24 protein-coding genes and 1 riboswitch are annotated in these 26,670 nt (G+C 39.5%); of the genes, 10 read left to right on the top strand and 14 right to left on the bottom strand.

Going from position 1 to position 26,670, the window contains the following annotated elements:
• The first annotated feature begins 59 nt into the window (after nucleotides 1-59).
• Genes AC4CS8_RS03060 through AC4CS8_RS03045 form a run of 4 tightly spaced genes read left to right on the top strand, consistent with a single transcriptional unit; the run spans nucleotide 60 to nucleotide 4,619 of the window.
• On the top strand, nucleotides 60-1,373 hold the full coding sequence (locus AC4CS8_RS03060; RefSeq protein ID WP_493893488.1) for an HD domain-containing protein: 1,314 nt from the start codon (nucleotides 60-62) through the stop codon (nucleotides 1,371-1,373).
• Complete coding sequence (gene yidA, locus AC4CS8_RS03055; protein WP_493893487.1) at nucleotides 1,363-2,172, top strand: sugar-phosphatase; 810 nt, start codon at nucleotides 1,363-1,365, stop codon at nucleotides 2,170-2,172. Before AC4CS8_RS03060 ends, yidA begins: the two co-directional genes overlap by 11 nt.
• Nucleotides 2,173-3,387 (top strand): aminoacyltransferase, encoded by a 1,215-nt coding sequence (locus AC4CS8_RS03050; protein ID WP_493893486.1) that lies wholly within the window; start codon nucleotides 2,173-2,175, stop codon nucleotides 3,385-3,387.
• Nucleotides 3,387-4,619 (top strand): aminoacyltransferase, encoded by a 1,233-nt coding sequence (locus AC4CS8_RS03045; protein ID WP_493893485.1) that lies wholly within the window; start codon nucleotides 3,387-3,389, stop codon nucleotides 4,617-4,619. Before AC4CS8_RS03050 ends, AC4CS8_RS03045 begins: the two co-directional genes overlap by 1 nt.
• A gap of 39 nt (nucleotides 4,620-4,658) precedes the next feature.
• On the opposite strand, the gene AC4CS8_RS03040 is transcribed toward AC4CS8_RS03045, so the two are convergent.
• From AC4CS8_RS03040 to AC4CS8_RS02990, 11 genes are all read right to left on the bottom strand, one after another.
• The gene (locus AC4CS8_RS03040; protein WP_493893484.1) at nucleotides 4,659-7,196 is read right to left on the bottom strand and encodes a GBS Bsp-like repeat-containing protein; all 2,538 of its coding nucleotides are present in this window, start codon (nucleotides 7,194-7,196) and stop codon (nucleotides 4,659-4,661) included.
• A gap of 68 nt (nucleotides 7,197-7,264) precedes the next feature.
• Entirely contained in the window at nucleotides 7,265-8,017 is a 753-nt protein-coding gene (tpiA, locus tag AC4CS8_RS03035; RefSeq protein ID WP_004298713.1) for a triose-phosphate isomerase, read from the bottom strand.
• Nucleotides 8,018-8,171: 154 nt separating this feature from the next.
• A complete protein-coding gene (tuf, locus tag AC4CS8_RS03030; RefSeq protein WP_332439764.1) occupies nucleotides 8,172-9,368 on the bottom strand; it encodes an elongation factor Tu in 1,197 nt (398 codons plus the stop codon).
• A gap of 122 nt (nucleotides 9,369-9,490) precedes the next feature.
• Nucleotides 9,491-11,239 carry a glycoside hydrolase family 13 protein gene (locus AC4CS8_RS03025; RefSeq protein WP_493893864.1) on the bottom strand — a complete coding sequence of 583 codons (1,749 nt, stop codon included), beginning with the start codon at nucleotides 11,237-11,239 and terminating at the stop codon, nucleotides 9,491-9,493.
• A 223-nt stretch (nucleotides 11,240-11,462) separates the two neighbouring features.
• Nucleotides 11,463-11,834, bottom strand: a complete 372-nt coding sequence (locus AC4CS8_RS03020; RefSeq protein WP_493893483.1) for a hypothetical protein — start codon at nucleotides 11,832-11,834, stop codon at nucleotides 11,463-11,465.
• Nucleotides 11,835-11,854: 20 nt separating this feature from the next.
• Nucleotides 11,855-12,340, bottom strand: a complete 486-nt coding sequence (locus tag AC4CS8_RS03015; RefSeq protein ID WP_493893482.1) for an anti sigma factor C-terminal domain-containing protein — start codon at nucleotides 12,338-12,340, stop codon at nucleotides 11,855-11,857.
• A 74-nt stretch (nucleotides 12,341-12,414) separates the two neighbouring features.
• Complete coding sequence (locus tag AC4CS8_RS03010; protein ID WP_493893481.1) at nucleotides 12,415-12,918, bottom strand: RNA polymerase sigma factor; 504 nt, start codon at nucleotides 12,916-12,918, stop codon at nucleotides 12,415-12,417.
• Between the two features lie 108 nt (nucleotides 12,919-13,026).
• Nucleotides 13,027-15,723 carry a phosphoenolpyruvate carboxylase gene (gene ppc, locus AC4CS8_RS03005; protein WP_493893480.1) on the bottom strand — a complete coding sequence of 899 codons (2,697 nt, stop codon included), beginning with the start codon at nucleotides 15,721-15,723 and terminating at the stop codon, nucleotides 13,027-13,029.
• A gap of 20 nt (nucleotides 15,724-15,743) precedes the next feature.
• A complete protein-coding gene (gene ftsW, locus AC4CS8_RS03000) occupies nucleotides 15,744-16,964 on the bottom strand; it encodes a cell division peptidoglycan polymerase FtsW (protein ID WP_493893479.1) in 1,221 nt (406 codons plus the stop codon).
• 148 nt (nucleotides 16,965-17,112) lie between these two features.
• Entirely contained in the window at nucleotides 17,113-17,481 is a 369-nt protein-coding gene (locus tag AC4CS8_RS02995) for a DUF4430 domain-containing protein (protein ID WP_493893478.1), read from the bottom strand.
• Nucleotides 17,465-17,956, bottom strand: a complete 492-nt coding sequence (locus AC4CS8_RS02990; protein ID WP_493893477.1) for a hypothetical protein — start codon at nucleotides 17,954-17,956, stop codon at nucleotides 17,465-17,467. The genes AC4CS8_RS02995 and AC4CS8_RS02990 overlap by 17 nt, the downstream gene beginning before the upstream one ends.
• A gap of 112 nt (nucleotides 17,957-18,068) precedes the next feature.
• Here AC4CS8_RS02990 and AC4CS8_RS02985 point away from each other — a divergent pair, with 112 nt between their 5' ends.
• The 5 genes from AC4CS8_RS02985 to AC4CS8_RS02965 all read left to right on the top strand — a co-directional run bounded on the left by AC4CS8_RS02985 (nucleotide 18,069) and on the right by AC4CS8_RS02965 (nucleotide 21,703).
• Nucleotides 18,069-18,923, top strand: coding sequence for a glycoside hydrolase family 25 protein (locus AC4CS8_RS02985; protein ID WP_493893476.1), 855 nt, complete (start codon nucleotides 18,069-18,071; stop codon nucleotides 18,921-18,923).
• Nucleotides 18,924-18,946: 23 nt separating this feature from the next.
• Nucleotides 18,947-19,042, top strand: a riboswitch (TPP riboswitch).
• Nucleotides 19,043-19,099: 57 nt separating this feature from the next.
• Nucleotides 19,100-19,648, top strand: coding sequence for an energy-coupled thiamine transporter ThiT (gene thiT, locus AC4CS8_RS02980; protein ID WP_493893475.1), 549 nt, complete (start codon nucleotides 19,100-19,102; stop codon nucleotides 19,646-19,648).
• A 103-nt stretch (nucleotides 19,649-19,751) separates the two neighbouring features.
• On the top strand, nucleotides 19,752-20,594 hold the full coding sequence (locus AC4CS8_RS02975; protein ID WP_493893474.1) for a DUF368 domain-containing protein: 843 nt from the start codon (nucleotides 19,752-19,754) through the stop codon (nucleotides 20,592-20,594).
• Nucleotides 20,594-21,076, top strand: coding sequence for an aminoacyl-tRNA deacylase (locus AC4CS8_RS02970; protein ID WP_493893473.1), 483 nt, complete (start codon nucleotides 20,594-20,596; stop codon nucleotides 21,074-21,076). The genes AC4CS8_RS02975 and AC4CS8_RS02970 overlap by 1 nt, the downstream gene beginning before the upstream one ends.
• Nucleotides 21,077-21,079: 3 nt before the next feature.
• The gene (locus tag AC4CS8_RS02965) at nucleotides 21,080-21,703 is read left to right on the top strand and encodes a histidine phosphatase family protein (protein ID WP_493893472.1); all 624 of its coding nucleotides are present in this window, start codon (nucleotides 21,080-21,082) and stop codon (nucleotides 21,701-21,703) included.
• Nucleotides 21,704-21,791: 88 nt separating this feature from the next.
• On the opposite strand, the gene AC4CS8_RS02960 is transcribed toward AC4CS8_RS02965, so the two are convergent.
• Nucleotides 21,792-22,745: a DDE-type integrase/transposase/recombinase gene (locus AC4CS8_RS02960; RefSeq protein ID WP_493893471.1), complete on the bottom strand. Its 954-nt coding sequence runs from the start codon at nucleotides 22,743-22,745 to the stop codon at nucleotides 21,792-21,794.
• Between the two features lie 188 nt (nucleotides 22,746-22,933).
• Here AC4CS8_RS02960 and lysS point away from each other — a divergent pair, with 188 nt between their 5' ends.
• Complete coding sequence (gene lysS / locus AC4CS8_RS02955; protein WP_493893470.1) at nucleotides 22,934-24,424, top strand: lysine--tRNA ligase; 1,491 nt, start codon at nucleotides 22,934-22,936, stop codon at nucleotides 24,422-24,424.
• A 305-nt stretch (nucleotides 24,425-24,729) separates the two neighbouring features.
• Here the strand turns inward: lysS and AC4CS8_RS02950 are convergent, their stop codons facing one another.
• Together AC4CS8_RS02950 and gloA are read right to left on the bottom strand one after the other, a co-directional pair.
• Nucleotides 24,730-26,148 carry a polysaccharide deacetylase family protein gene (locus AC4CS8_RS02950; RefSeq protein ID WP_493893469.1) on the bottom strand — a complete coding sequence of 473 codons (1,419 nt, stop codon included), beginning with the start codon at nucleotides 26,146-26,148 and terminating at the stop codon, nucleotides 24,730-24,732.
• Between the two features lie 120 nt (nucleotides 26,149-26,268).
• Nucleotides 26,269-26,652, bottom strand: coding sequence for a lactoylglutathione lyase (gloA, locus tag AC4CS8_RS02945; RefSeq protein WP_493893468.1), 384 nt, complete (start codon nucleotides 26,650-26,652; stop codon nucleotides 26,269-26,271).
• Between the last annotated feature and the right edge of the window lie 18 nt (nucleotides 26,653-26,670).

The raw sequence follows: 26,670 nt of genomic DNA, 5'->3' as shown, positions 1-26,670 counted from the left end.
TATCAGCGAAGACCAGTCCCGTCTCTGCATTTTTTCTCACTTTCTGCTATAATAAGAACATGATTGAAAAAGTATTTCGTGATCCGGTTCATAACTATGTTCATGTGGAGCATGAACTGATTTATAATCTAATCAATACCAAAGAATTTCAGCGACTACGCCGCATCAAGCAGTTGGGAACTACTTCTTATACTTTCCACGGTGGCGAGCATAGCCGCTTTTCGCATTGTCTTGGGGTGTATGAGATTGCACGACAGATAACCAAAAAATTTGAAGTTAATTATCCTAAATTGTGGGATAAAAATGAATCTCTATTAACCATGGTTGCTGCGCTCCTACATGACTTAGGACATGGAGCTTATTCACATACCTTTGAGCGACTTTTTGATACCGATCACGAGGAGATGACTTGTCTCATTATCACATCCCCAGAAACAGAAATTAACCATCTGCTTCGTCAAGTATCACCAGATTTTCCAGAAAAAGTCGCTTCTGTCATTAATCACACTTATCCCAACAAACAGGTTGTCCAGCTAATTTCCAGTCAGATTGATGTAGATCGCATGGATTACTTACTCCGTGATTCTTACTTCACGGGTACTAACTATGGTCAATTTGACCTAACCCGTATCTTACGAGTCATTCGTCCAACTAAAAATGGAATTGCCTTTCAAGAATCTGGCATGCATGCCGTAGAAGACTACGTTCTAAGTCGCTATCAAATGTATATGCAAGTTTACTTCCATCCAGCCAGTCGTTCTATGGAAGTTCTCTTGCAAAATCTTCTAAATCGTGCGAAGATGCTTTTCCCTGTCGAACGTGAATTCTTTATCTCAACCTCACCAAAACTTCTACCATTTTTCGAGCATAATTTTATCCTTGAAGATTATCTGGCCTTAGATGACGGCGTCATGAATACCTACTTCCAATCCTGGATTGATGGCCCCGACCGAACTCTGTCTGATTTAGCTAAGCGTTATATCAACCGAAAGGTGTTCAAATCTATTACCTTCAGACCAGAGGACGAAAAAAAATTAGATTGTTTGCGTAGCTTAGTAGCTGAAGTCGGTTTCGATCCAGAATACTATACGGCTATTCATCACAACTTTGATCTTCCTTATGATATCTACCGTCCCGATGCAGAAAAGAAGCGGACCCAGATTGAAATCATACGAAAAGATGGAAGTTTGGTTGAGCTCTCTCAGCTATCTCCAATCGTTGCTTCCTTATCTGGAACTGTTCATGGAGATAGCCGGTTCTACTTTCCTAAAGAAATGCTAGCTGAAATTGGGATTTTCACACCCCAAAACCTAGAATTTATCAGCTACATTCAAAATGATCACTTTATTTACGGAGAAACAGATGAGTATTAAATTAGTTGCCATTGATATTGACGGTACCCTATTAAATAGCCAACACCAGATTACGCCTGATGTACATCAGGCTGTACAAGAAGCAAAAGCTGCTGGCGTCAAAATTGTCATCACAACCGGTCGTCTGCTGACAGGAGTTCAAAAAATTCTCAAGGAATTACATCTACTTGAGGAGGGAGATTACGTCATTACCTTTAACGGTGGTTTGGTACAAGAAACTGCGACTGGTCATGAGGTATTCAAAGAAAGCTTGTCCTACCAAGATTACATGGACATTGAATTTCTCAGTCGTCAGCTAGGTCTTCACCTCCACGTCTCTACAAAAGATGGCATGTATACTGCCAATCGGCACATCGGTAAATACACCATGTATGAGGCTAGTTTAGTAGACTCTCCTGTTTATTACCACACACCTGAAGAAATGGTTGACAAAGAAATGATCAAAGCTATGATGGTAGATGAACCTGAAAAAATTGATCAGGCCCTCCCTCATATCCCAACTTCTTTCTTTGACAAATACAATATCGCCAAATCTGCACCATTCTACCTTGAAATCACTCCCAAAACGGTCAGCAAGGGCCAAGCTATTATTGCCTTAACTAAAAAATTGGGATTGAGCATGGAAGAAACCATGGCTATCGGAGATCAAGAAAATGATCGACCAATGTTGGAGGTTGTTGCTAATCCTGTTGTTATGGAAAATGGCAATCCTGAACTGAAAAAAATTGCCAAATACATCACCAAGTCTAATGACGAAAGTGGTGTCGCTTATGCTATTAGAGAGTGGGTATTAAAATAAATGTTTTCTTATAAAATCGGTATTTCCGCCCAAGAACATGATAATTTTGCAAAACAGTCTCCCCAAGTCAACCTGCTTCAAAGCAGTAAATGGGCAGATATAAAAGATTCTTGGGGAAATGAGCGTATTGGCTTTTACGAAGATGGTAGTTTAATCGCTGTGGCTTCTATCCTGATTCGCCCTCTACCAGCTGGCTTTAGTATGCTCTACATCCCCCGCGGTCCAATTATGGATTATAACCGTTCTGATTTAGTCAACTTTGTTATCCAGAGTCTAAAAAGCTATGGGAAAAAAAAGCGAGCTCTGTTTATCAAATTCGATCCCGCTTTACTGCTTAAGCAATACAAAATTGGACAAGAAGTCGAGGAAAACTCTGATACCCTTGCCAAACTAGCCATCCTTCAAGAAGCCGGTGCCGAATGGAGTGGACGAACTCAAGATATGGCAGACAGTATTCAACCACGCTTTCAAGCTAACGTCTATACTGATAAAGACTTATTGACAAACTTTCCAAAACATACCAAACGTTTGATGAAGGATGCACAGACACGTGGAGTAACCACACACCGAGGTACTATATCCGATGTCCCTGCCTTTGCTGATGTCGTGGCTCTAACTGAAAACCGTAAAGGGGTAGCTCTTCGAAATCATGATTATTTCAAAAAAATGATGACAGTCTATGAAGAAGATGCCTATCTCCACCTAGCAACCGTCAACCTCCCTAAACGATTGAGTGAGTACAAAGAGCAATTAGCTCAAATCGAAAAAGATTTGGCTGAAACAGAAGATCATCAGAAAAAGCGCTTGACCAAGCTCAATCAACAAAAAAACTCTGTCAGCAAGTACATCTCAGAGTTTGAAGAATATGTTACCAAGTATCCAGACGAGCTTGTCATAGCAGGAATTTTATCCATTCGCTTTGGCAATGTCATGGAAATGCTTTATGCAGGAATGAATGATGAATTCAAAAAATTCTATCCTCAATATTCTCTCTATCCTCAAGTCTTTGAAGACGCATATCAGGATGGAATCATATGGGCAAATATGGGGGGAGTAGAAGGCAGTCTAGACGATGGTCTAACCAAGTTCAAATCAAACTTTTCCCCAATGATTGAAGAATACATTGGTGAATTTACTATTCCAGTCAACGCTGTCCTCTATCGCCTAGCTAATCTTGCCTACACTCTGCGAAAAAAATTAAGGAATCGTCACTAATGCACCTTACCGAATTGACTCTAACAGACTATCAAGCCCATGCCAAACAAGTATCTCAACGATCTTTTATGCAAACAGAGGAAATGGCAGAGCTTCTTAGCAAACGAGGCATGACTGTCCGATTTATCGGTCTTGTACACGAGTCGACTGTACTCGTGTCGGCTATCCTCTACACCATTTCTATGACCGGTGGACTTCATATGGAAATTAACTCTGGACCTGTCTACCAAGATGAAGCCTACCTAAGCGACTTCTATCGACTGCTCAAGGACTACGCTAAACAACATGGTGCCCTTGAATTGATTGTCAAACCTTATGAAATTTACCAACTGTTTGATAGCAATGGTCAACCAACAAGCAAGGAACAAACCCATCTCATTGATAACCTGACCCAAAACGGTTATCATTTTGACGGGTTACAAACAGGCTATCCTGGTGGAGAACCTGACTGGCACTATGTCAAAGATTTGAATGGCCTGAACCCCGAAAACCTGGTATCTTCCTTCAGTAAGAAAGGGAAGACACTGATGAAGAAAACTCACTCTATGGGGATGACCGTCCGTGTCTTACAACGAGATGAATTGGCACAATTCAAAGCAATCACTTCTGCTACCTCTGAGCGCAGAGAATATCTTGACAAAAGTCTAGAATACTACCAAGACTTTTATGATAGTTTTGGCGATAAAGCAGAGTTTACTATTGCTAGTATCCATTTCCCTTCCTATCTTAAACGGTTGAGCGAAAACCAGGCAAAACTAAAAGAGACTCTGTCACACATCGAAGCGGATCTAAAAATCAATCCGAAATCTCGTAAAAAACAAAACGAACATCGAGAAATTTCCAGCCAAATCGATAGTTTTGAACAACGTAAACAGGAAGCACAGACTTGGATTGACCAGTATGGTCAGGAGGACATTGCTCTTGCAGCCAGCCTCTTCATCTATACAGACCACGAGCTAGTTTATCTCTTTAGTGGCTCTCTGACAGAATTTAATAATTTTTACGCACCTGTCCTTCTACAAGAATACGCTATGCACCAAGCAATCAAGCGTGGCATATCATTTTACAACCTTTTGGGAATTACAGGAAACTTTGATGGCTCAGATGGTGTCCTACGTTTCAAGCAAAACTTCGGTGGTTTTATTGCACGCCGCATGGGAACCTTTCGCTACTATCCAAATCCATTAAAATATAAAGTCATTCAGTTGATAAAAAAACTAGTTGGACGTTAAAAAAGTTGGGAAATCCCAACTTTTTTATTATTTATATGATTAATTTGTAAAACGACCTGTATAGTCCAAGTTTAAATCAAAATAAGAGCGTCCCACTAGGAGTTGAGCAACAGAAGTAAACTGCCAAGCTGCTGCGCCTGAGTGTAAGCTCAATGAGCTTGCTTGATCGACCGATATCGGATTATAGCTATATGGATATTGAGCAATCCAGAAGTTACTCAAACCGAATTGACTAGTAATAATCGGACCAGCAGTTCCTAAACCACTCTTATCAATCCAGCTAGCCCCCGTATAGTGAACAAGATTGCTATACCCCAATCGCTTCATTTCAGCTTCCCAAGCCTTCATATTTGTATTGATATTGGTCCGAGTCTTCCATTCCTCAATATCATTTACCATTACTGTGTTTGTTGGAAGACCCAACTCCTTAGACATGGCTACAAAATAGCGTGCTTCTGCCTGTGCACCTGCCTCATCTGTGAAATGAGAATAGTGGTAAACAGATACTTTCAAACCCGCTGCTTGAGCATTGCGAATCTGCTCAGCTGCATAAGGGTTGCGGTAACTTGTTGCTTCAGTTAATTTGACAACAACACCCGAAACCCCTTGAGCCATCATATTTCGATAATCTGTAACAGATAGACTACCATTATGACTACTTACATCAATAAAGGTACGGATAGTTTTAGATTGATACGTCACCGATGCTGTTGTCGAACCTACACCATATTGCTTACCTCCAGAAGTAATGTAGAGGTGTGCATTGTAGATCCCAGTTTCATATTGGTGATTTGCAACACGAACTGATGCAGTATAGGTGCCATTTGACTGCTTGGTCGCTGTATACCAGGCAATATCATTTTGACCATTGACAGAGGACCATACTGGAATCATAACTTTATCTACTCCCGCTGGAGCGAAAATATCAGACACGACTACTTCAAAAAATCCATAAATATTATTAATGTTTTTAATTGCAATAGTAGCCTCTGGTTTCACCTGCGTAATGGTCACTGAGGTTGTTGTAGAGGTAATGCCGACTGTTTGACCACTTCCATCTTTTATGTACAGGTGGACTTGGTAAGTCCCCGTACTATATTTATGGTTCCGCGATTCAACCGTGACCTTATAAGTTCCATTGGACTGTTTGGTTGCTGTATACCATATGATATCATCCTGACCTCCCGTTTCAGACCAAACAGGTACCTGCACACTTGCAACACCATTTGGACTGGCAACGCCTGTAACAACAACATCAAAGGTCCCTTTGGCTTGATTTTGGTTTTGAATCGAAATAGTCCCTGCCAAGACTGTCTGCGGTAGATTAACTTTTGTTGAGGTAATCCCAGATGAACCACTACTGTACTGATAATAAAGATGAACTTGATAAGTTCCGACTCCATTTTTGTGATTGGCTTTATCAACCGTTACCTTGTAGGTCCCATCAGATTGCTTGGTAGCAGTATACCACTTGATGTCATCTTGACCATTGCTATCTGTCCAAACTGGTACTTGCACAGATTGGATAGTACTGGTTCCAACGACATTTGACACAATCACATCAAAGGTTCCCGCTTGCTTATCAATATTCGATATTGTTAGCGTCCCAGATGCTTTCGTCGTAGCCGCTGTTCCCAGTCCGTAAAAGGCAATTCCTTCTTGTTCCCACCCTCTCTGTGCTAAAACTGCATATTCATTAGCATCGGTTGTATAGAGATGACGTTGAAGGGAATTGTTATATAGACGATAAACTGGGAGACTTCCATAAGAACGAAAGGCTTGTCCTTCTTGTTTCCAACCACGACTAGCCAATACAGCATACTCATTTGCATCGGTTGTAAACAGATGAACTTTCAAACTAGAGTGGTAGAGACGGTATACAATTGTACCCTGATTAGTAGAGATTTGCCATGCTTGTCCCTCCTGCTTCCAACCAGAACGTCCCAAAGCTTGGTACTCATTGCTATCTTTTGTATATAAATGAACCTTTAAATCAGCATTGTATAATCGATATAAAATAGCGCTTGTACTGGCCTCTGTCACAGTTTCACCAACCGACTGGATAGAGCTTGTTTGACTCGTACTGCTAGCTATCACACTAGAAGTACTCGTAGTCAAACTTGATGAATCGTCTGTGATGCTCGTCGAACTTGATAAACTTTCGCTAGCATCTACTACCCAATTTAATTCTGTCTCTTCAAAGTTATGTACGACACCTTTAACACTAGTTATTGTAACTTGAAACCAAAAGTTCGATATATCATCCGCATAGTCTTCTCTACTAAGTAGAGCTACTAAACGTCCAGTTGAATCAGTTGAAAATGCAATCTCCTGAAGGTCCGTCTTGTCTGCCCGACTCCACATACTAACAGTTGCTGAGCTCACATCGACTGTAGACTGTAACACTAGCTTCGTTTCGCCATCTTCTTCAATCAACTCAACTTCCGCTGTCTGTCCTGTGGTAGTTGTCAGTTGAACGGGATTTGATTGTAAAGAAACTGTATCCGAAGCAACTGTAAAACCTACCAAACTAACCATTGTGACCATGAAAACTAGCAAAATGGATTTAAATTTCATTTTTCCTCCTTATAAAAAAAACTTCTAACTATCTAGCTAGAAGTTCTTCCTTCATAACCTGAAGTTATTTAGAAGTTTAAAAGCGCCAAGAAGCTTTCTGCTTCAAGTGATGCACCACCAACAAGAGCACCGTCAACGTCTGGACATGCCATGTATTCAGCAACGTTTGATGGGTTTACAGAACCACCGTATTGAACACGAACTTTGTCAGCAACTTCTTGACCAAAGTCTGCAGCAACTACGTCACGAACAGCTTTACACATGTTTTGCGCATCGTCTTTAGTAGCTGATTTACCAGTACCGATAGCCCAGATTGGCTCATATGCAATCACAAGTGATGCTACTTGCTCAGCAGTTAAGTCTTTCAAAGCTGCAGATACTTGAGCACCTACGAATTCAACGGCTTTACCAGCTTCGTAAGTTTCAAGTGACTCACCACAACAGATAATTGGAGTCAAACCGTTACGGAAGATTGCATGAGCTTTTTTGTTGATATCTTCATCAGTTTCGTGGAAGTAATCACGACGCTCTGAGTGACCAATGACAACGTAGTTAACGCCCATTTCAGCCAATACTTTTGGAGAAGTTTCACCAGTGAAGGCACCAGCATCTTCAAAGTAGCAGTTTTGAGCAGCTACTTTCAATTCAGAATCCTTCGCGAACCACAACAAAGCGTTCAAATCTACAGCTGGAGCTGCGATTGCTGCTTCGATTTTGTCTCCCGCAGGCAATTTCCCTGCAATCGCCTCAACAAAAGCCTGTGCTTCTTGAGGATTTTTATTCATTTTCCAGTTACCAGCAATAATTGGTTTACGTGACATTTCACATACCTCTTCTATTTTATTTTACAAAGTCCATTATAGCATAATATCAAATAAGATAAAAGCTTTTAAGCAAAAAAACTCTCTGCCCAAGGACAGAGAGTTACAATTAAGTTGTCTGACTATAATTGTTATTTCTGGGAACGTTGTCGAATTAAGCTTCGATTTCTGTAACCATACCTGAACCAACAGTACGTCCACCTTCACGGATAGAGAAAGTAGTACCTTGTTCAACGGCGATTGGGTGGATCAATTCAACGTCGATAGTAACGTTATCACCAGGCATTACCATTTCAGTACCTTCTGGCAATTTGATTGAACCAGTTACGTCAGTTGTACGGAAGTAGAACTGTGGACGGTAGTTGTCGAAGAATGGAGTGTGACGTCCACCTTCTTCTTTAGTAAGGATGTAAACTTCACCTTTGAATTTAGTGTGTGGGTTGATAGAACCTGGTTTAGAGATAACTTGACCACGTTCGATTTCGTCACGTTGAACACCACGAAGAAGCACACCAACGTTATCGCCGGCAAGACCTTCGTCAAGTTGTTTACGGAACATTTCAACACCAGTAACAACTGCTTTAGATTTTTCTTCTTGAAGACCAACGATTTCGATTTCGTCGTTAACACGAACAGTACCACGGTCGATACGTCCTGAAGCTACAGTACCACGACCAGTGATTGAGAATACGTCCTCGACTGGAAGAAGCAATGGCTTGTCAGTGTCGCGTTCTGGTTCTGGAATGTACTCATCAACAGTGTTCATCAATTCCATAACGATATCTTCGAACTTAGAGTCACCTTCAAGAGCTTTAAGAGCTGAACCTTGGATAACTGGAAGATCATCACCTGGGAAATCGTATTCTGAAAGAAGGTCACGGATTTCCATTTCAACCAACTCAAGCAATTCTTCATCGTCAACCAAATCAACTTTGTTCATGAAGACGATAAGGTGTTTAACACCAACCTGACGTGAAAGAAGGATGTGCTCACGAGTTTGTGGCATTGGACCGTCAGTTGAAGCTACTACAAGGATCGCACCGTCCATTTGGGCAGCACCAGTGATCATGTTTTTAACGTAGTCCGCGTGTCCTGGAGCGTCGATGTGAGCATAGTGACGTTTTTCAGTTTCGTACTCAACGTGTGCAGTATTGATAGTGATACCGCGCTCGCGCTCTTCTGGAGCAGCATCGATAGACGCATAGTCTTTAGGTTGGTTAACTGATGAAGGCAAGCGACGTGCCAATACAGTTGTGATAGCTGCTGTCAAAGTAGTTTTACCGTGGTCAACGTGTCCAATTGTACCAATGTTAACGTGTGGTTTACTACGATCGTATTTTTCTTTTGCCATTTTGGTAAAAGCCTCCAATAAAATATATTTTATAGATAGACAGTAGGCAATACAGTCTAACTTTACCTTACTATTCTATCAAATTGTAGCAGAATTGCAAGCATTTTCTATTGTTTTTTAATTTATACCCCTTCTACAAGGGCAACCCCCTTCGATTGCAATACAGTTTCCTGTCCTGTTTCAACTAAACCATTAGCCAGAATGATACTTTCAGGACTCACAAGACTTATAGCTTTATTTCCCTGATTGAAATAGAGTGTTATTGACTGATTTCCAAGCCTGTAGTTCATTTTCAGTATCTGATCATCTGTCGCTTCAAGACCAAATTTTCCTTCCTGGATCAATTTTTGATATTTCTTCCGAATTTGAATCAATTCTTTTACAAATGTCAACAGCTCTCTATCCTGTTGTTCTTTTTTCCATGGCATAACCCTACGGCAATCTGGATCCTCTCCACCAATCATTCCGACTTCTGTTCCGTAATAAATACACGGACTCCCAACTTGGAAGAAGAGAGCAACTAAGGCTGCCTTAACTGCATCTTTATTTCCATTTGCTGTAGTCAATATTCGTTCTGTATCATGTGAATCAAGAAGATTAAAGAGCACTTCTCTGATTTGTTGACGGTAGGTAAACCGCTGACTGTTCAGTGAAGCAATAAAGTCCTCACAAGTCAGCTCTTCTTTGAGGAAAAACGAATTTATTGCATTAGCAAGCGGATAATTCATGACCGAATGATGCTCATCTCCAATGAGCCATGATTGAGCGCTATGCCAGATTTCCCCAAGAATAAACAAATCCGGTTTGATAGATAGAACTGTTTTTCGGAATTCTTTCCAAAATTGATGATCAATCTCATTGGCAACGTCCAGGCGCCAAGCATCAATACCACACTCTTCAATCCAGTAACGGGCAACACCTAAAAGATATTTCCTCACCTCAGGGTTTGACGTATTTAATTTGGGCATTTTTCCTTGAAAGGCAAATGTCTCATAATACAGATTTTCTTTACCATCATGAACTTCAACCAATGGAAACCGTTCAATGTGAAACCAATCTCGATAAACTGATTGCTCTCCATTTTTAAGAACATCCTGCCACTGCTTAGATTGATAACCAATATGATTAAACACAGCATCTAACATGACCTTCATGCCACGCTTATGAGCTTCTTTAATCAACTCCTTCAAGTCGTCTGTAGTACCAAATTGAGGATCAATTTGATAGTAGTCACTCGTATCGTACTTATGATTGCTCGGCGCTTTAAAAATAGGACAAAGATACAAACCTGTGATGCCCAAGTCTTGTAAATAGTCCAAATGCTCAGTAATTCCTGCTAAATCTCCACCAAAAAAATCACTTGTAGTTGGAGCCAAGTCTGGATTCCAATCTCTATACTCCTGTTTATCAGTCTTTTTCTTTCCTCTAGCGAACCGTTCCGGAAAAATCTGGTACCAAATTGTTTCTGAAACCCAACTTGGTACTTGGCACCGATCAGCCTCATGCAAATAGGGCAATTTAAATCCGTTCATAAATTGATTTATGTTACTACTTGTAGCATCCAGTGGACCAACATCTCCAAATAGAATCTGTTGTTCATCATACCCAATCAACTCAAACAGATACTGCAACCGCGAAAAATCAGCTCCAAGTTCCACTTGCCAATAATCAAATAGATGGTCACTAGCTAAAATTTCCATATCTGTTTGATATTGATATCCTTGTTTGTAAAAAATAAACGGGTCTCCGTGGTGTACACGTATTGACTTTACGTTATTCCTTTTGGTTCTAAAACGAAGATGAACTACATTTCTCTTATATAAGTATGCATACTCTGAATCGGGACGATGATAAAGAGCTGTCAATTCTATCATGTTTGCTACCTCCTCGCCTACCCATTTTATCACTCTTCCAGCATACATGCAAACGTTTTCTTTGTTCAATGATAAAAATACATTAAGAAACTATTCTACGATATGAAAAAGGCATCCGTACAATTTCCTTACGGATGCTGATTCTATGCCTTTTATAACGTGAGCATTCCATACTTGAGCTAACACTTGAAAGCTTCCCTTGCTTTCTATACATAATTTCTCAATAGTCTAGTTGATAATAGGGTTGCATGGAAGTAGAGGCTCCAATACTCGAAGCATATACCCACTGTCTCCCTTCCAATGGTGCGAAATCTTCTGCTCTACCAGTAAGGATAATCCCAGAAAATTCAAGTTTATTGATCTCTCCTTGCTTGGTAAAATCAGTTTCTCCGAATTTATCTACATAGACCTCTAAAGTTCTCCTTGCCGAAGGAGATAGGCTATAGTCCCCATTATATTCCAGCAACGTTTTCCTGGCCTCAATTGGACTTGTATATGGAAATTGAGTATTTACATACTCCTCCTGCGTTACTGCGACTAAATCTTCCGAATCCATTCCAAATAGGCTAACTAGAGGCAGGTCTTTTGCCATTGTTTGACTGCTATTTGTCCCTATCCAATACCAATTTTTTTGAGGTTGCTCGGTATCATATCTTCTATTTCCTTGAAAGTATATTTCCTATCAAATGTAATGGCTACCTCAACCAACTGCCCCTCCATATCTTTAACAAATGTTAATTCATTTCCTACATTATTCTCAAGACTTTCGATATTATAAAAAACTGGAAGTTTGGTGTTACTATCTTGATGATACTGATAGTCGCCGGATGTCAGCGGGAAATATTGCCCAAAATTTGCAAATGTTCCATAAATACCGTACTCTACCTCCAAGTGTCCAAATGCAATTGGAACACCAGCAATATTTTTCAATAATGAATAATCAATGTAGCCTGAGACAATGCCTGTCTGATTCACGAAGGTCTTGTTTGGTTCTACATTGGGATAGGCCACTTGGAAAGTTGCATCAAATAATTCCTTAGCTTGCTTACTCCGATAATCAGAAAAAATCCGTAAAGCAAAAATGCCACTTATCAGCAAAACGAATACTAAACAACTAGTGATAATGACTGTTTTTCCACAATTGCTTTCTTTTATTTTTCTTTGTTGCCATTTCAAAAGTTTTCATCTTCGTACCCTTTCTCCTTTAATAATCTAGCCATTTGTTTTCTCCCCCTAAAAAGATGAATTTTAACCCAACTCTGACTATGTCCTAAAATATGCGCAATCTCCTTAACACTCATATTTTGGAAATAGTAGAGGTCAATCACCTGCTGGTATTTTTCTGGCAAGGTAGCAACTGCATGATAGAGTTCTTCATAACCCTCTTGATCATAAACCAAAAGATTTTCTGGTGTAAAAAATTCCTTTTGTAAAATTTCATAGTAGCGCTTGTCTTGCCTGTATTTATCAATATAAGCCCTGACTGCAGATCGATAAAGCCAGGCTCTTAGTTTTTCAAAAGGGAGGACAATATCAGATCCAAGCAATTTGACCAGAACATCTTGAGCAATATCCTGACTATCGGCCGAGCTGGCTCCCGATTTTTGCAAATAGTAGGAAATTTCCTCAGCTATCCTGATCACTTCTTTTTCATAGTCATCTAATCGGATGATCATCTCCTCCTTTCACTAATATAACGAATGAAATCCCACTTGGTTACAAAATCATTATATCTTTTCAGTGCAATAAAAAACAACCTCCGAAGAAGTTGTTTTGCATTGGTATTAACCTGAGTTTCGCAGACCTGTCGCCACACCATTAATAGTAATGTGGATGAGACTTTCCTGTTCCTTACTGAGTTCACCACGACGGAGACGGTTAATCAATTCAATCTGAATATAGTTGAGCACATTGAAATAAGGCATACGGTAGTCTAGACTGGCTTTAAGGAATGGCAATTCTGCGAGTAGTTCCTCATTCTGTTCAATAGCTAAAATCATATTTTTGGTCAATTGCCATTCGTCCAAAATGGTGTAGAAAATTGCGCGCACTTCTTCATCTTCACACATCTTAGCATATTCGAAGGCAATGTTCATATTGGACTTGGATAGAACCATGTCCACATTTGACAAAAGCGATCGGAAGAACGGCCAGTTTTGATACATAGTCTGAAGTTTGGTCAAGTTTGATGGATTTTTATCAATATAGCGTTTGAAACTTGATCCAACACCGTACCAACCTGGTAACATCACTCGGTTTTGTGACCATGAGAATACCCATGGAATCGCACGTAAACCACCAATTTCTGTGATAGTCTTGCGAGCAGCTGGGCGAGAGCCAATATTGAGACTAGAAACTTCACGAATCGGACTCGCTGCAAAGAAGTAATCGTAGAAATGTGGATTATTAAAGACTAAATCACGGTAGATCTGATAACTATCTGACACAATCTCATCCATACTGGCACGGTAATCATCAATTTCATTTGGATCAACGATCATCTGGGTTACCATACGATCTAGTGTAGCAGATACGAGCATTTCTAAGTTGTAATAAGCAGCATCTTTATTACCGTATTTATTCCCAATAACTTCACCTTGTTCAGTTAGTCGAATCCGATCCTTAATTGAACCAAATGGCTGGGAGGTAATCGCGTCATAAGACGGTCCACCACCACGGCCTACTGTACCTCCGCGACCGTGGAAGAAAGTGATATTCACTCCTTCTTCTTGACCAATTTGAGTCAATTCATTTTGAGCTCTATAGAGGGTCCAACCAGACGACAAGTAGCCCCCATCCTTATTAGAATCTGAATAGCCAAGCATGATTTCCTGATATCCCTTGTTGCCAGCAATCCAGCGTTTAGCTATGTCGAGTCTCAAGTAACTGCGCATGGTTTCAGAAGCATTATCTAAGTCTTCAATTGTCTCAAAAAGCGGAACGATCTGTACTCGCGCTTTATTTTTATCCACTAAACCGACTTCTTTGAGTAAGATAGCCAACTCTAGTAAATCAGACACACTTTCTGAATGTGAAATAATGTGCTGTTTGATAACTTCGTCACCTAACTTATCTTTCAATTCACGCGCCGTCGCAAAGATTGCCAGTTCTTTTTCTAATTGCTCAGATTTGGGTGCATTGGTCGCAGAGAGAATACGTGGATCCTCTTCTAACTCCGTAAGAAGGATCTGACACTTCTCACTTTCTGACAGGTCAGAGTAATTTTCCACAATACCTGCCGAAGCCAAAAGTTCTGCTACACTAGCTTCATGAATGGAAGAATCTTGACGCATATCAATACTAGCTAAATAGAATCCAAAAGCTTCCACTGCTTCCAATAATTCTGTAAAATCCCCTTTAATCAAAGCTTCTGTACGATTCTCTATTAAGGAAGATTTAATCGCAAGAAGGTCAGCTTTGAACTCAGATACATTATCATAACGAATATCCGATTTTTTATCTTCAATCAGATAAGCACGAGTATTAGCAAGTTTCATTTGAATGTAGTGGAACGCACGTCGATAAGGCTCATGCTCTCGATAAACTGATTGATCTTGAGACAAATCAGCTAACGTTTGGACTGCTGGACTGACATTGATAATGGTCGTTGAGAGAGAAAACTTCCGATAGAGTTTGTATAGTTGCTCATCATAATAATTCATGATGACATCACATTGTGTCAAGGCTGAGAGTTTAAGGGTATCTGCAGTGACAAAAGGATTTCCGTCACGATCTCCTCCAATCCACATCCCCATAGTAATCGGACGCGGATTAGTAAGTTCAATACCTTTCTCAGCAGCCAAACGCTTATACTCTCTTTGAAGTTTGGTTACAGCCTTAATAAATGAACTGTTGTAATACTCCATAACGTTAGTAATTTCGTTAGTTACTTTAAGCTTTTTCTCCCGAATCATGTCTGTCTGCATGATTGTCTCTACATAGAAACGAAGTTCATCTTCCCACTTACTTTTATTGAGTAAGCCGAGCTTAACATCACGGTATCGACGAAGCAATTCATGGATATGTTTCGTCAGGTCTAGCATAGATTGACGTTGAACTTGAGTTGGATGAGCAGTAAGAACGGGAACAACATTGAGTTGTTCCAAAATCTCTGCGGCATGAGCATGTTGCGAAACCACATCAATAGTCGTAGAAAGCTTTCCTAAATAATCTTGACCAATATTATTTTGATGATTAATTTCATAAGCCAAATCTACATCTTCAGAAATATTGATTAGGAGTGGTAAGACTGCGAAATAGCGTGAAATAACAGCCAATTCCTCAGTCGAAAGATCGCTAACAATAGCTAGCAGTGCTTGATAATTATCCTTAGTTGAGAGCTCACCCAATTCAATAATCTTTTTGAATGTCTCTTCTGAAATCATCTTTTTGGCGACATCCTGAAGAAGATTGGTTAAGATCTCTACTTCTTCTTGAATGGTTTCTTTGTTGTTGTAATTTTCTAATTTATGAATAGTCATGATAGCTCCTCTCAGCTCTATTAATACATGGTCTGTTCCATCTCTTCTTGAATCAAATCACGCTTCTCATTTGCATCGATATTTAATACAAAGGCAATCCCTATGGAAATGATTAACAAACTATTTCCTCCTTGAGAAAGAAATGGGAAGGTTACTCCTGTTGCAGGAATCAAACCAGATATCCCTCCGACATTGACAAACGTTTGAATCAGAAGCATTCCAGCCACTCCATAGGACATCATAGCATTGAATGGATTCCGAGCACGAATTCCTACCACGATAATCCGTAGAATTAAGAAAAATAGAATAGCAAGAATCAAACTAGCACCCAAAAATCCAAGTTCTTCAATCACTATGGAAAAAGCAAAGTCCGTATGGGCTTCTGGTAAATACCCCTTCTTCTCAATAGAGTTTCCTAAACCTAAACCAAACCAACCTCCATTGCTCATAGCATAGTAAGAATTGGTCAGCTGTAGCCCCGACTCTGTTGCATCTGCAAAAGGATCAAAGTAAGCTGCAAATCGACGAGCGATATAGCCAAAAACAGGAATTTTTGATACTAAGTCAACACCAAGAAGTTTGATGGACCCCAACAAGGCCCCCGCCGCAAGAATAATCCCAGCCAAGGCTGTTGAAAACCAACGATAGCTGATACCACTGACAGTTACCATTATCACAATTATCAGAGCAATAATAGTGGCATTTCCAAGATCTGGTAAACTACCCACTAATACTAGAAAGATAGCCGAAATGACACGCCAATCGTTAAACTGCCTTGGAATCCAACTACCTTTCGTCAACGCTTGATAATCGTAAACGCGAACATCTCCTTGTAATTTTGAAAATTTATTTGCTAAATACCAGACGATAATCAATTTAAGATATTCCGCTGGCTGCAAACCGATAATCCCTCCAGGACCTAACCGAATCCATCCATGCGCACCGTTAACTGCTGCAAAAAATCGCGAGGCAATTAACATCCCAGCTTCCACCCACAAAACAATGGTAATCACACCGTTATTCCGCAAAAAGCTAAGTTTCATCCGATAAACAATCCATATAACTATCAAACTCAAAATCCAAAAAGCTGCTTGATTAATCACCAAAGAAAACGGAGAACCGCCATTTTGGATCTGCAGAGCACTAGTCGTTGAATAAACGATAATTAATCCCACAACTGATAATATTAAATAAGGGATTAGAATCGAATAGTTCAACAAGTGTCGTTTATCAATCTTCATATTACTTGTCCTACCTCTTCTCTTTTTGTGTATCGTTATCATTATAGCACACTTTTGACGAAATCCCCTAGCTATTTCCAAGTAAACAAGAGAAGTACGAGTAAAATCCAAAAAAATACCGTAGTTTCATATAAACTACGGTAGACTACTATTTGAAGGTTGTTAACGAAAATACAATTTCATCGTTTTCTGAGACTAACTGATTCTCTGCCCCTTTAGATGCAAACTCCCCATTGACCTCATAAGACCAATACGTACTCGTTGCCTCATCTTGACTGACTCCGTCAATAGACGTAATAAATCCTTCGGTCTCTTCTACTGTAAAGGACTCCTCTAAAGCATCCATAACAGAAGCCCCTTTTTTTACTGTAACAGTTTTTTCTATCGTCTCTTCTTCGGAAAAATGTACAGTTATGGTAGCTGTGTAATACTCCTCTTCCTGTTTCACTTCCTGTTGACAAGCTACAAGTAAGAACGTCGAAATCAGTACCGCTATACTACTAATTAATTTTTTCATGGGTAAAAATCCTCCTAAAGATAGAATAAATAATTGGATAGAATAAAATAGTGGAAACGGCGTGTGCTATATCAAATGCTAAGCCATTCAGCCAATACACAACAAAATTCATTTGATATTGCACAACATACGGTAAACTAATTAGTGCTCCATAGAAAAATATCAAAATACCTACTACAATGCTCTCTAGAAAAATAGAGAGGGAAAGTCGTTTTATTAACCAACTCCAAATACACATCAGAATAGCAAAAGTCAATATCTGCCACAGCACAACGACCCCAAACCCCATCAACAGACTGCTTCCAAGCATGGTCAAAGACATTACCCACAAACTATCCATTCGCTGAAAGTAACTCATGCTTACAAAAAAAATAGCTGATATAGGCTTGACATTTGGAAAAGACATAAAAGCAAAACGCAAAGAGATACAGAGAGCTGCCAGCATCACAATCCTCGCCATTCGTTTTAATGGCATCCTCCTCTACCTCCTTTAACCATTCACTATAAGCATAGCTTATCACTTAATTTGTGTCAAGATATAAACTATTTTTTTGATTTTTGCAGACTTTTACGATAAACTGGAGGAGATGAGAAAAAAAATAAAGCCCATATTTTTATTATTATTCTTCTTACTCTTTGTAGGAATACTGCTAACGAGTAGGGGAATGATGCAAGAGACAAACAATAATGGTCAAACAACCATCAGCTCTAGTACATCGAGTTCATCAACTTCAACTTCCGCTTCCACTTATCAAGCAGAGCAAATCTATATTACAAATGCTCTTGAAATGAAGCCGATTATCGATATATCTGCTTGGCAACGACCTGAGGAAATTGACTACGATACTCTCTCTGCTAATATATCAGGCGCTATTGTCCGCGTACAAAGTGGGTCTCACACTAAGAAAGACAATAGTGCCACAGACGAAAATGGAATGGATAAGGCTTATAAAACGCATATTGAGGAATTCCAAAAGCGTGGCATTCCCGTAGCAGTATATGCCTACGTCACCGGAAATAGTATCGAGTCTATGCAGAGCGAAGCAAAAACATTCTATGATGCTGCTTCTCCATACAATCCTACTTTCTACTGGTTGGATGTCGAAGAAAAAACCATGGAAGATATGAATGGAGGTGTAGAAGCCTTTCGACAAGAACTACTGAAGTTAGGAGCTAAGAATATCGGAATTTATATCGGAACCTACTTTATGGAAGAACACAGTATCTCGACAGAGAATTTTGATGCAGTCTGGATTCCAACCTATGGAACTGATTCTGGTTATTACGAAGCAGCTCCTAATACCGATATTGATTATGATCTTCATCAGTATACTTCGCGAGGTGCTATTAATGGCTTTGCCAATTACATGGACTTAAATTTGATTACTACTCTCAAAGATCCTAATGAAGTCTATCAAAAACTATTTACAACACCAGAATAAAATGATACAATCTCACTAACTACATATACACAAAGGAGTGCTTCGGCTGAGATCGCAACTGCGAAATCCTCGAACCTGATCTAGTTAACACTAGCGTAGGAATTGTGTGCTTTATAGAATAACTTGCATTTTATCTATAGAGACTCCTTTGTTATTCAATCAAAAGGAGTTTTTTTATGTCCAAATCTAAACTGTCTATCCTAGCTGAAGTCGCTATTTTTTCTGCCATTGCACTCGTCTTTGATAAAATTCCTCTGTTTACAATGCCTCAAGGGGGATCTGTATCCTTAGTCATGCTCCCAATTTTACTCCTTTCTCTGCGACATGGAGTGAGAATAGGGATGCTTTCCGGTAGCATTGTCGGAACGATTCAACTTTTCTACGGTGGCTATTTTTTGAATATTTTCCAAGTCTTTCTTGATTACGCACTATCTTATGCGGGGGTTGGAATTGCTGGTTTGCTAGCACCAACATTACACAAGAAAAATACATTGACACAAGCATCTATTACTATTGCATTAGCCAGTTTTTTAGGTGCTTTCATTCGCTTTCTAGCTAACTTTTTAGCAGGAATTATTTTCTATGCAGACTATGCACCCGCTGGTACACCCATTTGGCTCTATTCCTTTACCTACAATATCAGCTATATTCTTCCTTCTACTGCTATTGCCTGTACTCTGCTTATTTTACTCTATAAAGCAAGACCACAATTTTACACTCTTTAAGAAAAGCTGCCTGCCGGATTTAATCTAACAGGCAGTCTTTTTGATTATTTTTTACTTACTTTATGCTATAATAGGAACGTTATAATACATTTTGGAGGAAATCATGGCTTCTTGGATTTCAAGAATAATTAAAGGTATGATCATCGCACTTGGCTTTATCTTACCTGGTGTCTCTGGGGGAGTGCTTGCTGCTATCCTCGGAATTTATGAACGAATGATTGGATTTTTAGCAAATATTCGCAAAGATTTTAAAGAAAACTTTCTTTATTTTGTTCCTGTAGGAATTGGTGGAATTTTGGGAATTGCACTTTTCTCTTTCCCAGTTGAATTTCTCCTGCAACATTTTCAAGTTCCTGTTTTATGGGCATTTGCAGGAGCAATCGTCGGAACCATTCCTAGCCTACTAAAAGAATCTACTCAAAAAAGCAAGCGTGATCGTATCGACTTGGCTTGGTTGTTTGGTACATTCATCATTTCTGGCCTTCTGCTGTACAACCTAAGCGATCTTGTAGGAACTCTTCCTGCTACTTTTACTAGTTTTGTATTGGCAGGGGCTTTGATTGCCTTGGGTGTGCTTGTGCCAGGACTCAGTCCATCTAACCTGCTGTTGATTTTAGGGATTTACACGCCTATGCTCAATGGTTTCAAGTCACTTGATTTAGTTGGGACTTTCTTACCAATCGCGCTCGGTGGAATTCTCGCAATGGTCGCATTTTCAAAAGCAATGGACCATGCTCTCAAAGTCTACCATTCACGTGTTTATCACTTTATCATTGGTATCGTCTCATCGTCGACTCTTCTGATTTTGATTCCACAGGCAAGCAATAAGGAATCTATTTCCTACACGGGTGCAGGTTTCGGTACATGGATTGCAGCACTTGTCCTATTCATCTTAGGAGCATGGTTGGGATTATGGATGAGCAAACTAGAGGAAAAATATAAGTAATGGCAAAAAAGGTTAAAATAAAGAAAACCTTGGTGGACCAAATTTTAGACAAGGCTAAGATCAATCATGATAGCCTTGTTTTAAATGCCCTTGACGGTCAACTTCCACCTGGTATCGAAAAACATGAAATTTACAAAACACTGGCCCTAACAGGAGATAAAACAGGTCCAATCATTGGAATTGTTCCCATTACAGAACACCTGTCTGAGAAAAAATTAGCCAAAATTTCTGGCAATAAAAAAGTTAGCATGATTCCGCAAAAGGACTTGGAAAAAACAACTGGTTATGTTCACGGTGCCAATAATCCTATCGGTATTCGTCAAAAACACAATTTCCCAATCTACATTGACCAATCTGCTCTAGAACTTGGTCATCTAATTGTTTCTGCTGGCGAAATCGGTCGTTCCATCCGCATTGACAGCCAAGCATTAGCAGACTTTGTAAAAGCGGATTTTGCAGATATTATTGAAGGGAGAAAATAAGCTTTGAAAATCTATTTTGTACGTCACGGTAAAACTGAGTGGAATTTAGAAGGGCGATTTCAAGGCTATTCTGGCGACTCTGCTCTCTTGCCTGAGTCCTACCAAGATTTAGAAAAATTAGGAAATTACCTAGCTGATGTCCCTTTCGATACTATCTACTCTAGCGACTTACAGCGCTCACATATTACTGCTACAGAAATTGCTAAAGTCAATCACTATTGCCATAAAGTAGAAACAAAACTAGGCTTTCGAGAATGGAATTTTGGACGATTAGAAGGAACAAAAATTGGATTATTCCGTGATATTTATCCACATCAGTACCAGGCTTTAAAAAATAATGTGGCTGTATTTCAAGCTGACATATTTGATGGAGAAACAGTCACACAAGCTACCAACCGTTTTATCAATACATTAAAGGAGTCTATAAATAAGACAGATCATACCATTCTCATCGTTAGCCACGGAGCTATTCTAACAGCTTCCATCCGAACCTTGCTAGGCTATCCACCAGCCTTACTTCGCCAGCGTGGCGGCTTAGATAATGCATCAATTACCATCTTAGAAACGACCGATTTTGAAAACTTTACTGAATTGACCTGGAATGATACTAGCTACAAATCTCATTAAGAAAGCAGTTCCATGCTTTCTTTTGTACCTTTGTCAATGATGTGAGACCCAAAATGTTATTTTGAAGATAACTATTTGTTAAGCTTTACTAGGAGCTAGCTCCTAGTAAAGCTTTTCTGATATCGATAGGAGATTTCCATCCTAAAGTTTGCATAGGGAGTCGATTAGAACGATAAAGATGGGTTTTCATCTGCTTGATCAGATCGTCATAGGAGTAGAAGGTCAAGTGCTGGTAGAAACGTCGAATGTCATTTCGATGACTGCGTTCAACCTTTCCATTATGTCTGGGTGTTCGAGGACGAATCAGCTTGTGCTCAATGCCAAGTTCCTGACACAATAAGTCTAGTGGGTGAACTTGTTTGGTTTCTTTGAAATGAGTGAACTCGAAGCCATTATCCGTTTGAATGATTTTTGGTTTGTATCCAAAGTGTTTGATAGCCATTTTGAGAAATTGAACCGTTGAGTAGGACGACTGTTCTTTGAAAGGGAATATAAAACGTTCTCGACTGGCCTCATCAATGACGGTATACTGGTAGAACTTGTCAGGTAGTTTTCCTGTGTAGCAGTGAGTCGGGACATATTTGACATCCATCTGCCACTTGATACCGAGTTTAGTCGGAGTGTCATATGGTTTTGGTACATAAGGTTTTTTCTTTGTTTTAGGGGATTTGAAGAAGTTCAGCTTTCTCAAGATTCGAAAGAGTGAGCAAGGATGTCTATGATATCCCTTATTCGTTTTGAGTTTGTAAAAAATTTCGATGAGGGTTGCGTTTGGATTTCTTTTGATGCAGTTTTTAATCCAGGTCAGCTCTTGCTCGGTATGCGCCTTTGGATGCGGTGTTAGAGGGCGATGAGAACGGTCTTTCAGCGACTCTTTTGTGCCATCAAAACGCTTGTTCCAGCGCATGAGAGAAGCTTTTGAAACTTTGTAACGTCGACAGATGAAGGCGACAGAGGCTCCATTTCGGTAAGTTTTAACAGCGTGGTAGCGTGTTTCCAAGGTGTGTGGCAAATAACGAAGATTTTGTGGTATACTAGTCATGAGAAGATTCCTTTTTTGGTGAGTGGTGGTACTCTTATCATATCAAGGAATCTTCTTTTTGACTTCTAGAAGTCTCACATCAATTGTAACGCTACATAAGAAAGCAGTTCCATGCTTTCTTTTTTGCTGATTTTTTCCCTATTCTATGATAAAATAGAAAGAACAGACTTTGGAGGAATGAAAATTTTATGTCAACTGAACATTTTGAAGAATTAAATGACCAACAAATTGTCCGTCGTGAGAAAATGACGGCTCTTGCTGAACAAGGAATTGACCCATTCGGAAAACGTTTTGAGCGTTCTGCAAACTCCGCTGAGTTGAAAGCTCAATACGAAGACAAATCAAAAGAAGACTTGGAAGAATTGGAACAAACAGCTATCATCGCAGGTCGTATCATGACCAAACGTGGTAAAGGAAAGGCTGGCTTTGCCCATATTCAAGACCGTGAAGGCCAAATCCAAATCTATGTCCGTAAGGATGATGTTGGTGAAGAAAACTATGAAATCTTCAAAAAAGCTGACCTGGGTGACTTTATCGGTGTCGAAGGCGATGTCTTTAAGACCAATGTTGGTGAATTATCTATCCACGCTCGTAAGTTGACTCACTTGTCTAAAGCGCTCCGCCCATTGCCAGAAAAATTCCATGGCTTGACAGATATTGAAACCCGTTACCGCAAACGTTACTTGGACTTGATTACCAACCGTGAAAGCTTTGACCGTTTTGTGACACGTTCAAAAATCATCTCAGAAATCCGTCGTTACCTTGACGGACTTGGCTTCTTAGAAGTAGAAACACCAGTCCTTCATAATGAAGCTGGTGGTGCTGCGGCTCGTCCATTCATCACTCACCACAATGCCCAAAACATTGACATGGTTCTTCGTATCGCGACAGAACTCCACCTTAAACGTTTGATTGTCGGCGGTATGGAACGTGTCTATGAAATCGGTCGTATCTTCCGTAACGAAGGGATGGATGCAACCCACAACCCTGAGTTTACTTCGATTGAGGTTTACCAAGCCTATGCAGACTATCAAGACATCATGGACTTGACAGAAGGCATTATCCAACACACCGCCAAGGCTGTTGTCGGTGACGGTCCTGTGACTTATCAGGATACTGTCATCAATATCCACGAACCATTCAAACGTATCCACATGGTTGATGCCATTAAGGAGCAAACTGGCGTGGACTTCTGGCAAGATATGAGCTTCGAGGAAGCAAAAGCTCTTGCAGCTGAGCACAAGGTTCCTGTAGAAAAACACCATACAGAAGTTGGACAAATCATCAACAGCTTCTTTGAAGAATACGTTGAAGCAACTCTTATCCAACCCACTTTTGTCTATGGCCATCCAGTAGCCGTGTCACCTTTGGCTAAGAAAAACGATGAAGATCCACGCTTCACAGACCGTTTCGAGCTCTTCATCATGACCAAGGAATACGGAAATGCCTTTACAGAGTTGAACGACCCAATCGACCAATTAGAACGCTTTGAAGCACAAGCTAAGGCTAAAGAACTCGGTGACGACGAAGCAACAGGAGTTGACTACGACTACATCGAAGCCCTCGAATACGGTATGCCACCAACAGGTGGCCTCGGAATCGGAATTGACCGCCTATGCATGCTCTTGACAGATACCACTACTATTCGGGATGTACTCCTATTTCCTACTATGAAATAATCCTCTACAAAACATGTCTCAAAAGACTTTGTAATTAGGATTATGATAAATTACAAGATTACAAAGATAAAATAAACTTACAACTTCTCTTGGAACTCCCAAGGGAAGTTTTTTAAGTCTAAAAAGTATATAAGGGAACGAAAATAGACAAAAAATGTCTATTTTTAAAAATACCAATAACTACCAATTAATATTTTAAGAAAATTATATAACTTGAAGAATGTAATAATTGATAAAAAGAAAAAACGGCTCTGTATGCTACAGAACCAAATTTTTCACAATAATTTTTTAAAATTCAATCCATATCAAGAATTTGCGACACCAGAACTAGTCTGGTCATAGTAAATGAGTTGTGGATTGAGATTGCCTCCCAGTAACTCTGTCGTTGTAACTAAAGTATACTCTTCTTTGGACAAGTAATCTAGAATACTTGGTAAAGCCTCTACTGTAGTAGGATGGATATCATGAAGAAGAATAATGCTTCCTGGATATGTGTTCCCCTGTACCTGAGAAAGAATAGCTCCTGCATTTCGACTTTGCCAATCATTCGAATCTACTGACCAATAAATGATAGGCATATTGATAACTGTCATGACCGATTGATTGACTGCACCATACGGCGGACGCATCAAAGTCGGCTCTACTCCAATTGCTTCCTTGATAGCTACTTGAGTATCTTCAATTTCTTTACGAACCTGATCTGAGGAGAGAGTTACTAAAGATGGATGATTCCAACTATGGTTAGCCACTTCGTGCCCTTCACTAGCCATTCGTTTCAAAATATCTTCATTTCCTGCAACATTTTTACCCAATACAAAGAAGGTTGCTTTGACACCATATTTTTTAAGTATGTCCAACACACGAGGTGTTGTCGCACGATTGGGCCCATCATCAAACGTGAGAGATACCCGCTTTTGACTTGCTATCTTTTTTTGCTCTTCCTGATAGGTATCATAAGCAACTTTATCTGTGTCAGATAGATATGAACTTTGTAAAATGTTGTAAAATGCAGTAATCGGAACACTGATTTCCTCAACTCCATATACACTTTTTGGAACCCGCAGGCTCAACTTACTATCAGCATAATCAAAAGAATAGCTACTAATGTCACTAGAAATGAACTGATTCACTATATTTTCAACAGTTGACTGCTCCTGACCATTTTTAGTCAAGTCTTGATTTAACTGCCCCGCAAAAATGGAACGTGCCAAATCTAAATTGGATAAAAACGTTCCAACCGTAAATTCTTGATTGTCAGATGTTAACCATTGACTATCTAGTTTCTTCGACTCCTTTTTAGAAATAGAAAAACCATCGACATGATAAGAGACAGCCTCTACATTTTGGAGGTTAACTCCTTGAAAATTACTTTCTTTTACGGTAGTTTTCACAAAAACAATATTTGTTACACGTTTTTCTTGTTTTTTAGATTCAAACTGTTTATTTAAGTAAGTCTGCACTTTCTCATTAACAGATACCGAGGGTTGCCCATCCGCACCCTTGGGAATATAGGTGGAAATGTATGTGGTTCCAGAATAGCGACTTTCATGATAAAAGTCACCTTTTTTTTGTAACTCTGACTCTGTTTTCTTTATGAAATTTGCAACATTTTTTGTTTCATAATATCCAATTATTTTGCTTGTAGTAAATAAAACTAGACTTAATAATAAAATAATTGCCAAAAATACTAGCACTATTTTCTTCGTTGTTGTAGAATAATTCACTTCACTCTCCTAATTTGATAACTCATACTTCTCTACTTTCAAGCATATCAAAAAATACGAGGATATTCAAGTTTATCCATTAACAAAAATAAAAGAATTCGGAAATAGATATTCCAAATTCTAATTTGAACGAATTACTTCCACACGATACCCATCTGGATCTGTGACAAAATAATAGCGACCTGGATTTCCTGGTAAGCCTTTAATGTCTGTCGTTGGATAACCCAATGCTTTATGCTTAGCATTATCCCCTTCTAAGTCATCTGAAGAAAGAGCTAGATGAGAGAAGCCATCTCCTATGATATATGGACCATGGTCATAATTGTAGGTTAATTCGATTTCGAACTCATCCCCTTCAAGTGCCAAGTACACCAACGTAAACTTATGCTCCGGATAGTCTTTACGACGTGTTTCCTTGAATCCAAATGCTTCTTCGTAAAACTTTTGAGATGCTTCTAAATTTTCAACACGCAAACATGCATGTAGCATTTTCTTACTTGCCATAAAAAACTCCTTTTACCT

The organism is Streptococcus sp. NSSLK0004, assembly GCF_059039125.1.
Note: the sequence above shows the minus strand (reverse complement) of the source record. Positions and strands in the feature narration are given on the sequence as shown.

Bases quoted from the DNA above. Each gene is read 5' to 3' on its own strand.
- gloA (WP_493893468.1), bottom strand. From the start codon at position 26,652: ATGGCAAGTAAGAAAATGCTACATGCATGTTTGCGTGTTGAAAATTTA.
- ftsW (WP_493893479.1), bottom strand. From the start codon at position 16,964: ATGAAGATTGATAAACGACACTTGTTGAACTATTCGATTCTAATCCCT.
- thiT (WP_493893475.1), top strand. From the start codon at position 19,100: ATGTCCAAATCTAAACTGTCTATCCTAGCTGAAGTCGCTATTTTTTCT.
- ppc (WP_493893480.1), bottom strand. From the start codon at position 15,723: ATGACTATTCATAAATTAGAAAATTACAACAACAAAGAAACCATTCAA.
- AC4CS8_RS02985 (WP_493893476.1), top strand. From the start codon at position 18,069: ATGAGAAAAAAAATAAAGCCCATATTTTTATTATTATTCTTCTTACTC.
- AC4CS8_RS02995 (WP_493893478.1), bottom strand. From the start codon at position 17,481: ATGAAAAAATTAATTAGTAGTATAGCGGTACTGATTTCGACGTTCTTA.
- lysS (WP_493893470.1), top strand. From the start codon at position 22,934: ATGTCAACTGAACATTTTGAAGAATTAAATGACCAACAAATTGTCCGT.
- AC4CS8_RS02970 (WP_493893473.1), top strand. From the start codon at position 20,594: ATGGCAAAAAAGGTTAAAATAAAGAAAACCTTGGTGGACCAAATTTTA.
- tuf (WP_332439764.1), bottom strand. From the start codon at position 9,368: ATGGCAAAAGAAAAATACGATCGTAGTAAACCACACGTTAACATTGGT.
- yidA (WP_493893487.1), top strand. From the start codon at position 1,363: ATGAGTATTAAATTAGTTGCCATTGATATTGACGGTACCCTATTAAAT.
- AC4CS8_RS03060 (WP_493893488.1), top strand. From the start codon at position 60: ATGATTGAAAAAGTATTTCGTGATCCGGTTCATAACTATGTTCATGTG.
- AC4CS8_RS02990 (WP_493893477.1), bottom strand. From the start codon at position 17,956: ATGCCATTAAAACGAATGGCGAGGATTGTGATGCTGGCAGCTCTCTGT.
- AC4CS8_RS03045 (WP_493893485.1), top strand. From the start codon at position 3,387: ATGCACCTTACCGAATTGACTCTAACAGACTATCAAGCCCATGCCAAA.
- AC4CS8_RS03040 (WP_493893484.1), bottom strand. From the start codon at position 7,196: ATGAAATTTAAATCCATTTTGCTAGTTTTCATGGTCACAATGGTTAGT.
- AC4CS8_RS03050 (WP_493893486.1), top strand. From the start codon at position 2,173: ATGTTTTCTTATAAAATCGGTATTTCCGCCCAAGAACATGATAATTTT.
- tpiA (WP_004298713.1), bottom strand. From the start codon at position 8,017: ATGTCACGTAAACCAATTATTGCTGGTAACTGGAAAATGAATAAAAAT.
- AC4CS8_RS03010 (WP_493893481.1), bottom strand. From the start codon at position 12,918: ATGATCATCCGATTAGATGACTATGAAAAAGAAGTGATCAGGATAGCT.
- AC4CS8_RS03020 (WP_493893483.1), bottom strand. From the start codon at position 11,834: ATGGCAAAAGACCTGCCTCTAGTTAGCCTATTTGGAATGGATTCGGAA.
- AC4CS8_RS02960 (WP_493893471.1), bottom strand. From the start codon at position 22,745: ATGACTAGTATACCACAAAATCTTCGTTATTTGCCACACACCTTGGAA.
- AC4CS8_RS02975 (WP_493893474.1), top strand. From the start codon at position 19,752: ATGGCTTCTTGGATTTCAAGAATAATTAAAGGTATGATCATCGCACTT.